Origin of the sequence: Citrobacter sp. wls718 (assembly GCF_005280945.1) — a bacterium.
GTDB classification, from domain to species: domain Bacteria; phylum Pseudomonadota; class Gammaproteobacteria; order Enterobacterales; family Enterobacteriaceae; genus Citrobacter; species Citrobacter gillenii.
Genome location: NZ_SZWV01000005.1, coordinates 83,210 through 93,863, shown reverse-complemented (window position 1 = coordinate 93,863; position 10,654 = coordinate 83,210). Strand labels below are relative to the sequence as shown.

The 10,654-nt window shown below is 51.3% G+C and carries 9 protein-coding genes; 6 read left to right on the top strand and 3 right to left on the bottom strand.

All coding sequences use genetic code 11. From position 1 onward, the window contains the following. Together FDW95_RS01275 and iprA are read left to right on the top strand one after the other, a co-directional pair. A partial coding sequence (locus FDW95_RS01275; protein WP_137363387.1) for an autotransporter outer membrane beta-barrel domain-containing protein occupies positions 1-2,431 on the top strand: 2,431 nt, incomplete at its 5' end. An 82-nt stretch (positions 2,432-2,513) separates the two neighbouring features. Then, the gene (gene iprA / locus FDW95_RS01270) at positions 2,514-3,137 is read left to right on the top strand and encodes a hydrogen peroxide resistance inhibitor IprA (protein ID WP_115259261.1); all 624 of its coding nucleotides are present in this window, start codon (positions 2,514-2,516) and stop codon (positions 3,135-3,137) included. A gap of 1 nt (position 3,138) precedes the next feature. Here the strand turns inward: iprA and ampH are convergent, their stop codons facing one another. Then, complete coding sequence (ampH, locus tag FDW95_RS01265) at positions 3,139-4,296, bottom strand: D-alanyl-D-alanine-carboxypeptidase/endopeptidase AmpH (protein WP_096758119.1); 1,158 nt, start codon at positions 4,294-4,296, stop codon at positions 3,139-3,141. Positions 4,297-4,680: 384 nt separating this feature from the next. Between ampH and sbmA the strand changes: the two genes are divergently transcribed. Both sbmA and FDW95_RS01255 read left to right on the top strand, forming a co-directional pair. Further along, entirely contained in the window at positions 4,681-5,901 is a 1,221-nt protein-coding gene (sbmA, locus tag FDW95_RS01260; RefSeq protein ID WP_096758118.1) for a peptide antibiotic transporter SbmA, read from the top strand. Between the two features lie 14 nt (positions 5,902-5,915). Then, on the top strand, positions 5,916-7,019 hold the full coding sequence (locus FDW95_RS01255) for a DUF1615 domain-containing protein (protein WP_096758117.1): 1,104 nt from the start codon (positions 5,916-5,918) through the stop codon (positions 7,017-7,019). On the opposite strand, the gene FDW95_RS01250 is transcribed toward FDW95_RS01255, so the two are convergent. Continuing rightward, positions 7,004-7,327 carry a DUF2755 family protein gene (locus tag FDW95_RS01250; RefSeq protein ID WP_115259259.1) on the bottom strand — a complete coding sequence of 108 codons (324 nt, stop codon included), beginning with the start codon at positions 7,325-7,327 and terminating at the stop codon, positions 7,004-7,006. The genes FDW95_RS01255 and FDW95_RS01250 overlap by 16 nt on opposite strands. A 265-nt stretch (positions 7,328-7,592) precedes the next feature. Between FDW95_RS01250 and FDW95_RS01245 the strand changes: the two genes are divergently transcribed. Beyond that, positions 7,593-7,811, top strand: coding sequence for a DUF2754 domain-containing protein (locus FDW95_RS01245; RefSeq protein ID WP_115259258.1), 219 nt, complete (start codon positions 7,593-7,595; stop codon positions 7,809-7,811). 22 nt (positions 7,812-7,833) lie between these two features. Here FDW95_RS01245 and ddlA read toward each other — a convergent pair whose 3' ends face one another. After that, complete coding sequence (ddlA, locus tag FDW95_RS01240; RefSeq protein ID WP_096759461.1) at positions 7,834-8,928, bottom strand: D-alanine--D-alanine ligase; 1,095 nt, start codon at positions 8,926-8,928, stop codon at positions 7,834-7,836. Between the two features lie 301 nt (positions 8,929-9,229). Here ddlA and FDW95_RS01235 point away from each other — a divergent pair, with 301 nt between their 5' ends. Then, positions 9,230-10,426 carry a multidrug efflux MFS transporter gene (locus FDW95_RS01235; RefSeq protein WP_096758114.1) on the top strand — a complete coding sequence of 399 codons (1,197 nt, stop codon included), beginning with the start codon at positions 9,230-9,232 and terminating at the stop codon, positions 10,424-10,426. Positions 10,427-10,654: the final 228 nt, after the last annotated feature.

The window sequence follows — 10,654 nt, the reverse complement described above, 5'->3', positions numbered from 1 at the left end:
GGAGATTCAGGGGGCCAGTCTAGGTACGGCTATCACTCTGGATCAAGAAGTTGATCTGTCTATCTCCGCCAACTCTCACGTAGCGGGTATTACCCTGACTCAGGGTTATGAGTGGCAGGACATTGACGATAACACCGTCAGCACCGGCGTAAACAGCAGCGAAGTGTTTAACAACACCATCGCGGTTACCGATTCCACCCTGACCTCGGGTTCATGGTCTGATGAAGGAACATCCGGCTGGTTTGGCAACACCAGCAATGCGAGCGACTACAATGGTAACGGTTGGAACGCTAATGATGTAGCATTAGCGGTTATTGCAAATCCAAATGCAGATAACGCGATGCAGACCACTGCCACGTTTAATAATTCTACGCTGATGGGTGACGTGCTGTTCTCTAGCAACTTTGATGAGAACTTCTTCCCGAACGGCGCAGATACTTACCGTGATACTGATGCCGACCTGGATACCAACGGTTGGGATGGTACTGACCGTCTGGATCTGACCCTGAACAACGGCAGCAAGTGGGTTGGTGCGGCAATGTCCGTACACCAGGTGGATTCCGATGGTGATGGTGTTTATGACAGCTACTCTGCGGGCACTGAAGCTACCGCTACGCTGATCGACATCGCTGCTAATAGCCTGTGGCCTGATTCGACCTATGGTATTGACAGTGATAACAGTGCTTATGGTGAAGATGGTCATGTGGTGGGCAATTCTGTTTATCAGAGCGGTCTGTTCAATGTGACGCTGAACGGTGCCTCACAGTGGGATACCACTAAAACGTCTCTGATTGATACCTTAAGTATCAACAGCGGTTCCGTGGTTAATGTTGGCGATTCAACTCTGATTTCCGACACCATCTCCCTGACCGGTGCTTCTGCACTGAACATCAATGAAGATGGTCATGTTGCGACGGATACGTTGTCTATCGACAACAGTACTGTAACGATTGCTGATGATGTTGCTGCTGGCTGGAGTGTAGGTAGTGCTGCGCTGTATGCCAATACCATTAACGTTACCAACAACGGTGTTCTGGATGTCGGCAACAGCACGGGCGATGCACTGCAAGTTGATACACTGAACCTGACCAGTTACACCGACGCTTACAACAATGTCAATGCCGGTGTTTTCGATATCAACAGCACCAACTATGTGCTGAATGCTGATCTGACCAACGATCGCACCAACGATACGACCCAGTCTAACTACGGTTACGGCGTGATCGCGATGAACTCTGATGGTCATCTGACTATCAACGGTAATGGCGATTCTGACACTTCAGGCGATCAGTCTGAAGTTGATAACGACGGTGACCACGTCGCAGCGGCAACCGGTAACTATAAAGTTCGCATCGATAACGCCACTGGTGCAGGCTCTGTTGCTGATTACAAAGGTAACGAGCTGATCTACGTTAACGACACGAACAGCAACGCGACCTTCTCTGCGGCTAACAAAGCTGACCTGGGTGCTTACACTTATCAGGCGCAGCAGCAGGGTAACACCGTTGTTCTGCAGCAGATGGAACTGACAGACTACGCGAACATGGCGTTGAGCATCCCGTCTGCTAACACCAATATCTGGAACCTGCAGCAGGATACTGTCGGTACACGTCTGACCAATGCACGTCACGGTCTGGCGGATAACGGTGGCGCGTGGGTGAGCTACTTCGGCGGCAGCTTCAACGGCGACAACGGCACCATTAACTACGATCAGGACGTTAACGGCATCATGGTCGGCCTTGATACCAAAGTTGACGGTAACAATGCACAGTGGATTGTCGGTGCCGCAGCGGGCTTTGCGAAAGGTGACGTAAGCGATAACAGCGGACAGGTGGATCAGGATAGCCAGACTGCCTATATCTACTCTTCTGCTCGCTTCGCAAACAACCTCTTTATTGATGGTTCTTTGAACTACTCTCATTTCAACAACGATCTGTCTGCTAACATGAGCAACGGTCAGTACGTTGATGGTAGCAGTGCTTCTGATGCCTGGGGCTTCGGTCTGAAACTGGGCTATGACCTGAAACTGGGTGACGCAGGTTACGTGACGCCTTACGGTAGCGTATCCGGTCTGTTCCAGTCTGGTGATGACTATAAGCTGAGCAACGACATGAAAGTTGACGGTCAGTCTTATGACAGCATGCGTTATGAACTGGGTGTTGATGCCGGTTATACCTTCGCTTACAGCGATGACCAGGCGCTGACTCCGTACTTCAAACTGGCGTACGTTTATGACGATGCGGGTAACGATGCTAACGTCAACGGTGATTCCATCGACAATGGTACAGAAGGTTCTGCGGTACGTGTTGGACTGGGTACTCAGTTCAGCTTTACCAAAAACTTCAGCGCATATACCGATGCCAGCTACCTCGGCGGTGGTGATGTCGATCAAGACTGGTCTGCGAATGCAGGCGTTAAATATACCTGGTAAGAATTCCTATTAGAGGACTCGGTATTTTAATCCCAATAAGCCCGTCAAGGATTTGACGGGCTTTTATGCAAGGAATGCGTAAATGTTATCTGTAGATAAGCCTTTTCTGGAATTTGGTAAGCTGGATAAATGTTTGTCGAAATATGGCGAGCGTTTTGAATATGAAAATGAAAAACAAATAATATATTCCAGTGATGTAAATAAAAACGACACTTTTGTTGTTTTAAAGGGGGTTGTCTCGCTGAGGCGAGGAGAAACCATACTGGTTGGCATTACACAGGCACCGTTTATTATGGGACTTGCTGATGGTGTGATGAAAACAGATATTCAATATAGATTAATAACAGAAGGTTACTGTACGGGTTATTATCTGCCCGCGTCCCAAACGATTAATATCATTGAACAATGCCAGCTATGGCGCGAGGCCTTTAGTTGGTTAGCATGGCAGCACTGCATGCTTGAATTACGCGACCTGCAATTAATTGGCAATAACTCCTACGATCAAATCCGCGCCACGCTGATATCCATGATGAAATGGGATGAGTTACTGCGCTCTCGCGTTGGTGTTATGAACTATATCCACCAACGAACACGTATTTCACGCTCTGTCGTCGCAGAAATTCTCGCGGCACTGCGTAAAGGCGGCTACATTGAAATGAATAAAGGCAAACTGGTGAATATTAACCGTTTGCCTTTTGAGTACTAAATCAGGATGCGGGGATAACCTGGGGTTTGTTTCCGCTCAACTCACTCACCAGATCGTTGATACCATCGCTCATATTGGTAAATCGGGTCAGCGGAGAACGGGTAACCACAATAAAGGCCCCTACGTTTTTCTGCGGGATCATCGCCATATAGGTAATGAATCCACCACCCCCACCGGTTTTTTGAATAATCCCCGGGCGGCCATTTTTCGGTGCCATATAGACCCAGCCCAGGCCCAGCGCATCGGCTTTGCCTGGCACGTCCATGCCAATTACTTTGGTTAACTGTGTACGCTGATAAATCAGCGTCTGCATCCGGTCAGCCTGCTGGCTGCGCTGATAAAAGTCTGAAGAGAGATACTGCTGCATCCAGCGCATCATATCGCCAGGCGTCGAATAGACGCCGCCGCTGCCCATAGCCGCCAGCGTATTGTTACACGGGCTGGCCCCTTTTTCGGCGACCATCAGGCGCTTGCACTGATCGGGTGAAGGCGTAAACGTGGTGTCTTTCATCCCGAGCGGTCGGGTAATTTTCTCTTCAAACAGCTGTTGATAAGGCTTACCGGACGCGGCTGCCAGCGCATCGGCCAGTAGATCGAACGCCAGATTCGAGTAGGAGGCCTGCGATCCGGGAGCAGCTTTCAGCGTGGCGGTAGAGAGGTAACTCCAGCGCTGTTCGCGCGTTGGCCAGACAAATACCGGGCGTTTTGCCGCACCGCCTGGCTGCTCGCGGGGTAGGGCGCTGGTATGAGTCGCCAGATTCACCAGCGTGATCGGCGTTCCCTGCCAGGTCGGGACTCGTGCACCGGGCGGTGCATATTTACTCAATGGATCGTTCAGTTTTACCGTGCCCTGATCGAGTAATTTGACCAGCATTTCACTGGTCATCAATTTGGTAATTGAGGCGATGCGGATCACCGAATCCAGCTGCGGATGAACATTATTGCCAGGGCGTGTTTCGCCAAAACTGCGAAATACGCGCTGATTACCGTCAATGACCACGAGCGCCATTCCCGTCGCCCCGCTGCCGTAGAAGATATGATCGGCGTAACGATCGACGATATCAGAGGCGAAGACCGGATCGGTGATAGGCTGTGCCGCCTGGACAGATGTCAATGACGCCGCACACAGCGCGGCAGAAAAAAGCAGACTACGTTTCAACGGTGGTGTCCATGGGTTAGGGGTAGTAAAAAAGGATGACGTGCGTATGCGTATTTATACTACTCATCGGCATATTGCAAAGTGCTATTACGCCAATCATAGTGTGAAAAACGTAACGATGAGTAAACGTTACGTTTTCCCCCCGGAGTGGATGTTCGCTTTTGTGATCTCACGCTGCGATAATCTGAATATGCCGGAACGCTGTCAGGTATGAAAACCATAGAAACAATTCTTCAGGGCCGGTAGCGAACTAAGCGCGTCGGTTCTGGTCACAATTGTCGGTTTCAGCATGTGTTTATTGGGCGTTAGCCGTCTTGCCATCGTTTGCACGCTGGCAAATGCACAGCAGTCGTCATAACGATAAGAAGTTAGCAGGAGAGCACTATGTTTACGTCTTTTTTCCCAAAGCCGGGACCGTTCTTTATTTCGGCATTTATTTGGGCACTGGTCGCCGTTGTATTCTGGCAGGCAGGTGGGGGAGCCTGGGTTGCACATATCACCGGCGCATCGGGTGATGTGCCTATAAGCGCCGCCCGGTTCTGGTCGCTGGATTATCTGATTTTTTATGCATATTACCTTCTCTGCGTCGGCCTGTTCGCCGCGTTCTGGTTTATCTACTGTCCACACCGTTGGCAGTATTGGTCCATATTGGGCACGTCGCTGATTATCTTTGTGACCTGGTTTCTGGTTGAAGTCGGGGTTGCCGTCAACGCCTGGTATGCGCCGTTCTATGACCTGATTCAAACCGCACTGAGCGCTCCTCATAAGGTGAAGATTGAACAGTTCTATCATGAAGTGGGGATCTTCCTTGGCATCGCGCTGATTGCCGTGGTAATTGGGGTGATGAACAATTTCTTCGTCAGCCATTACGTGTTCCGCTGGCGTACCGCGATGAACGAACATTATATGGCGCACTGGCAGCATCTGCGTCATATCGAAGGCGCCGCGCAGCGTGTGCAGGAAGATACCATGCGCTTCGCCTCTACGCTGGAAGATATGGGCGTCAGTTTTATCAATGCGATTATGACGCTGATTGCCTTCTTACCGGTGCTGGTCACGCTGTCTGCGCATGTCCCTGATCTGCCGATTGTTGGCCATGTTCCCTATGGTCTGGTGATTGCTGCCATTGTCTGGTCGTTGATGGGCACCGGCTTGCTGGCGGTGGTGGGGATCAAACTCCCGGGTCTGGAGTTTAAAAACCAGCGCGTGGAAGCTGCTTACCGTAAAGAACTGGTCTACGGCGAAGATGATGCTAATCGCGCAACGCCGCCGACCGTGCGCGAGCTGTTTCACGCGGTGCGTCAGAACTATTTCCGCCTCTATTTTCACTATATGTACTTTAATATCGCCCGTATTCTTTACCTGCAGGTGGATAACGTTTTCGGTTTGTTCCTGCTGTTTCCGTCAATTGTTGCCGGTACGATTACGCTCGGTCTGATGACGCAAATCACCAACGTGTTTGGTCAGGTGCGCGGATCGTTCCAGTATCTGATTAACTCCTGGACGACGTTAGTGGAATTAATGTCTATCTATAAGCGTCTGCGCAGCTTCGAACGTGAGCTGGATGGTCAGGATATTCAGGCCGTAACCCATACGCTTAGCTAACAAAAGGAGATGTTATGTCGACGGTTTCCCGTCTTTACCCCTGGTCTTGTCTGGCGGCGTTGGTGCTGGTGGGATGCAGTAGCCAGTCTTCGCAGCCGTTAAAAAAAGGGGAGAAAGCCGTCGATGTGGCGAGCGTGGTCCGTCAGAAGATGCCGGCCAGCGTGAAGGACAGAGACGCCTGGGCGCAGGATCTGGCCAGGACGTTTGAAAGCCAGAAGCTGGCACCGACGGTTGAGAATGTCTGTTCGGTGCTGGCGGTAGCGCAGCAGGAGTCTAACTATCAGGCGGACCCGGCGGTACCGGGCTTAAATAAAATAGCCTGGAAAGAGATCGACCGCCGCGCTGAGCGCATGCATATTCCGCTGTTTGTGGTGCACACCGCGCTGAAGATTAACTCGCCGACCGGCAAAACCTACAGCGAGCGTCTGGATTCGGTAAAAACGGAAAAGCAGCTTAGCGCTATTTTTGATGATTTTATCAATATGGTGCCGATGGGGCAGACGCTATTCGGTTCGCTTAATCCGGTGCATACAGGCGGTCCGATGCAGGTCAGCATCGCGTTTGCTGAACAACACGCTTCAGGCTATCCGTGGAAAATGGCGGGGACGGTACGTCAGGAAGTCTTCACCCGTCGTGGTGGGCTGTGGTTCGGGACCTATCATTTGCTGAATTACCCGGCGAACTATAGCGCGCCTATCTTCCGTTTCGCTGATTTTAATGCGGGCTGGTACGCCAGTCGTAATGCGGCTTTCCAGAACGCGGTGACTAAGGCCAGCGGCGTGAAACTGGCGTTGGACGGTGATTTGATTCGCTATGACAGCAACGATCCAGGCAAAACAGAGCTGGCGGTACGTAAGCTGGCCGGGAAGCTGGACATGAGCGAGAGTGATATCCATCGGCAGTTGCAAAAAGGTGACAGCCTCGCGTTTGAAGAGACCGCGTTGTACAAGAACGTGTATAAGCTAGCGGAAGCGAAAACGGGCAAAACCTTACCCCGCGAAATGCTGCCGGGTATTCAGCTCGAAAGTCCAAAGATTACCCGTAATCTGACCACCGCGTGGTTTGCGAAACGGGTGGATGAGCGACGGGCAAAATGTATGGGTCAGTCATCTTTGTGATGGCGTTGGCGCCAGTGCAACACGGCTGCGATGGTGCCAAGAATCAGACCGCCGACCAGGAAGGGAATCAAACCAAAAATTGTTCCTACGCCCAACCCGATCTCGATGTGCGGGCGTCCGCTCTCCTGCATTTGCAGTTGCATTAGCTGTTCATAAATACCGGGTGCGTGAGCCAGTAGGGTTAATACCTGCGCCCCGACCCAAAAGCAAAACAGCACAAAGACGGCATAGACAATGTTGCCGGTCAGCGAGGAGGGATCCCGATGCTTGCCCTTAAACGGGAATTTTGAGAGCGTAAAATCAGCCATAAAGACCTCCAGCAACAACCTGCTTTTCTTGACGTAATGCCAGTAACTGACAGTGAGTCTGACAGGTGATCGGGATTGTCAATATCAGAATGATGGTAATTTCAGCCAGGGATTATTCCTGGATTTCGTTTTTTTGCCTGTTGTCACAAATATGTAACCTTAAGTGAAATTAGATTACATCTAAGAAATTCTGCCTACGCCACAGACCGCCAGAGAGAAATGTGCGAGGATGCGTCTTTATAACGTTGTGATCCCCGGAGCTGTTATGAACCTGCCTGTAAAACTTCGCCGCGACTGGCACTACTACGCGTTTGCTATTGGGCTTATCTTTATTCTCAACGGGGTGGTGGGATTACTGGGATTTGAAGCGAAGGGGTGGCAAACCTATGCGGTGGGGCTGGTTACCTGGGTGATTAGCTTTTGGCTTGCCGGATTGATTATCCGCCGCCGCGCGGAAGATGACGAAACGCAGGATGCCCAATAGCTATCGGGCACCCTGGCGGGGTTTACATACTGGTTTTCAGCGCGCTGTTTGCCGCGTGACGCTCCAGCGCCAGTTCGATCAGACGGGTGATCAAATCGGTATAACCTAAGCCGCTCGCCTGCCACAGTTTTGGATACATACTGATATTGGTGAAGCCCGGTAGCGTGTTGATCTCGTTGATCACCACGTCATTTTCCGCGGTTAAGAACACATCTACGCGTGCCATGCCAGCGCAACCCAGCGTCTGGTAAGCCTGAATCGCTATCTCGCGGATCTTGTCGTTAATCTCCGGCGCAATGGCCGCCGGGACCACGACTTTGGCACCGTTATCGTCAATGTACTTGGTGTCATAGGCGTAAAAATCGCTGTTCAGAACGATCTCGCCACAGGTGCTGGCCTGCGGATGATCGTTCCCCAGCACCGCGCATTCGATCTCACGACCAACGACCCCTTGTTCCACCACCACTTTATGGTCGAACTCAAATGCCAGCGCCACGGCCTGGTTATATTGAGCTTCGTTGGTGACTTTGCTGACCCCAACGGACGAGCCCTGATTAGCCGGCTTGACGAACAGCGGCAGGCCCAGGCGCGATTCAACCTCTGCGAAGCTGATGCTATTACGATTAGCGCGGGTGAGCGTAATAAAGGGGGCAATGTTTAATCCGGCGTCGCGCAGCAGACGTTTAGTCACGTCTTTATCCATGCATGCCGCTGAGCCCAGCACGTCGGAACCGACGAATGGGAGATTTGCCACGCGCAGCATACCTTGCAGGGAACCATCTTCGCCCAACGTACCGTGCACAATCGGGAAAATAACATCGACGGTCTGCAGCGGCTGACCATTGTGCGCATCAATCAACTGGTGTTCTTGCTTTCCCGGTACCTGCGCCAGGCTGGTTGCCGAAGGACGCAGCGCAATACGCGCCGGGTCGTTGGCATTAAGTAGATAGTTGCTGGCATCGCTGACGTGCCATTGCCCTTCTTTATCAATACCTAACAGCACAACATCAAAGCGAGTCTTGTCGATGGCATCGACAATATTTTTTGCCGATTGCAATGACACTTCATGTTCTGCTGATTTACCACCAAATACGATTCCTACCCGCAACTTTGCCATCTTAAAAACCCATTCCATGAATGCAAAGCACATACATTACCACGACAAAACGCAGGATTCCTCGGCTTCTGGCAGAATGTTTTCGTGCGTCGCCAGGGAAAGGAAACTCACAAATCTGCGCTGGAGCCTCAAAGCATATTCCCCTGCAATAAATAGGGGTTATGTGTGATGAATATCACAAATATGATGAGCGGGGAGATAAAATACTAAACTGTGAGGTATCGCACCTCTGGGCCCTTGTCCGGACACGTAATTTGTTAAGCTGCTCGCAGTTTTCAGCTACTTATCGTTATGAGTCCCTATGGAATCCTGGAGAGTTAACCTTATTTCCGTTTGGTTCGGGTGCTTTTTTACCGGGCTGGCGATCAGCCAAATCCTGCCTTTTTTACCGCTCTATGTTTCCCAGCTTGGGGTGACCTCGCATGAAGCGCTGTCGATGTGGTCCGGGTTAACGTTTAGCGTCACCTTTCTGATTTCCGCCATTGTTTCGCCGATGTGGGGCAGTTTAGCCGATCGTAAAGGGCGTAAGCTGATGCTGCTGCGCGCCTCGTTGGGGATGGCGATTGCGATTTTATTGCAGGCCTTTGCCACTAATGTCTGGCAGCTTTTCCTGCTGCGTGGTGTGATGGGATTAACGTCGGGATACATCCCTAATGCGATGGCGTTAGTGGCGTCGCAGGTTCCGCGTGAACGCAGCGGTTGGGCGCTAAGTACGCTCTCTACGGCACAGATTAGCGGGGTGATTGGTGGGCCGCTGATGGGCGGTTTTATTGCCGACCACGTGGGCTTGCGCGCGGTATTTTGTATTACCGCCGGGCTGCTGGTGGTCAGTTTCATGGTCACGTTATTCTTCATTAAAGAGGGTGTGCGCCCAACGATTAAAAAAAGTGAACGCTTAAGCGGCAAGGCTGTGTTCGCCTCGTTGCCTTATCCGGCGCTGGTGATCAGCCTGTTTTTTACTACCCTGGTTATCCAGTTGTGCAACGGATCAATCGGTCCCATTCTGGCACTGTTTATTAAATCGATGGTGCCAGACAGCGGCAATATTGCCTTTCTCAGCGGGCTGATTGCCTCGGTGCCTGGTATATCGGCGCTGATTTCAGCCCCCCGGCTGGGCAAATTAGGCGATCGGGTGGGAACTGAACGGATCCTCATGGCGACGCTTATCTTTGCCGTGGTGCTGTTTTTCGCCATGTCCTGGGTCACAACGCCGTTGCAGTTGGGGGTATTGCGTTTCCTGCTAGGCTTTGCCGATGGCGCAATGCTTCCTGCCGTGCAAACGCTACTGGTGAAATACTCCAGCGACCAGGTAACTGGGCGTATTTTTGGCTATAACCAGTCGTTTATGTATCTGGGCAACGTCGCCGGACCGTTAATGGGAGCCACCGTGTCGGCCATGGCGGGTTTTCGCTGGGTGTTTATCGCGACCGCGAGCATTGTGCTGATCAACATTTGGCAACTGGCTGTCGCGTTACGACGTCGGCGTCGCACGCGCTGAATGGCGAATAAACCCCGTTGGCTGTCAGCGGGGTTTATCCATAAGTTTGTATTATATTATTGGGTGATTATTAAGCTTCTCACCCTTTTATATTGAATAATTCTGTCGTAATTCCCAATTCATCTTATTTTGCGGTGTGATTGTTTTCGCAAAACGTTTTATTTCTGCTAAAAATACAACTTTCATCCCCTAGGCAGTTGGGAGCCATAATGCTACCGTGACCCATAT

Coding starts and splice junctions, on each gene's coding strand:
- iprA (WP_115259261.1), top strand. CDS start 2,514: ATGTTATCTGTAGATAAGCCTTTTCTGGAATTTGGTAAGCTGGATAAA.
- FDW95_RS01250 (WP_115259259.1), bottom strand. CDS start 7,327: ATGGCTGATTTTACGCTCTCAAAATTCCCGTTTAAGGGCAAGCATCGG.
- FDW95_RS01255 (WP_096758117.1), top strand. CDS start 5,916: ATGTCGACGGTTTCCCGTCTTTACCCCTGGTCTTGTCTGGCGGCGTTG.
- FDW95_RS01235 (WP_096758114.1), top strand. CDS start 9,230: ATGGAATCCTGGAGAGTTAACCTTATTTCCGTTTGGTTCGGGTGCTTT.
- FDW95_RS01245 (WP_115259258.1), top strand. CDS start 7,593: ATGAACCTGCCTGTAAAACTTCGCCGCGACTGGCACTACTACGCGTTT.
- sbmA (WP_096758118.1), top strand. CDS start 4,681: ATGTTTACGTCTTTTTTCCCAAAGCCGGGACCGTTCTTTATTTCGGCA.
- ddlA (WP_096759461.1), bottom strand. CDS start 8,928: ATGGCAAAGTTGCGGGTAGGAATCGTATTTGGTGGTAAATCAGCAGAA.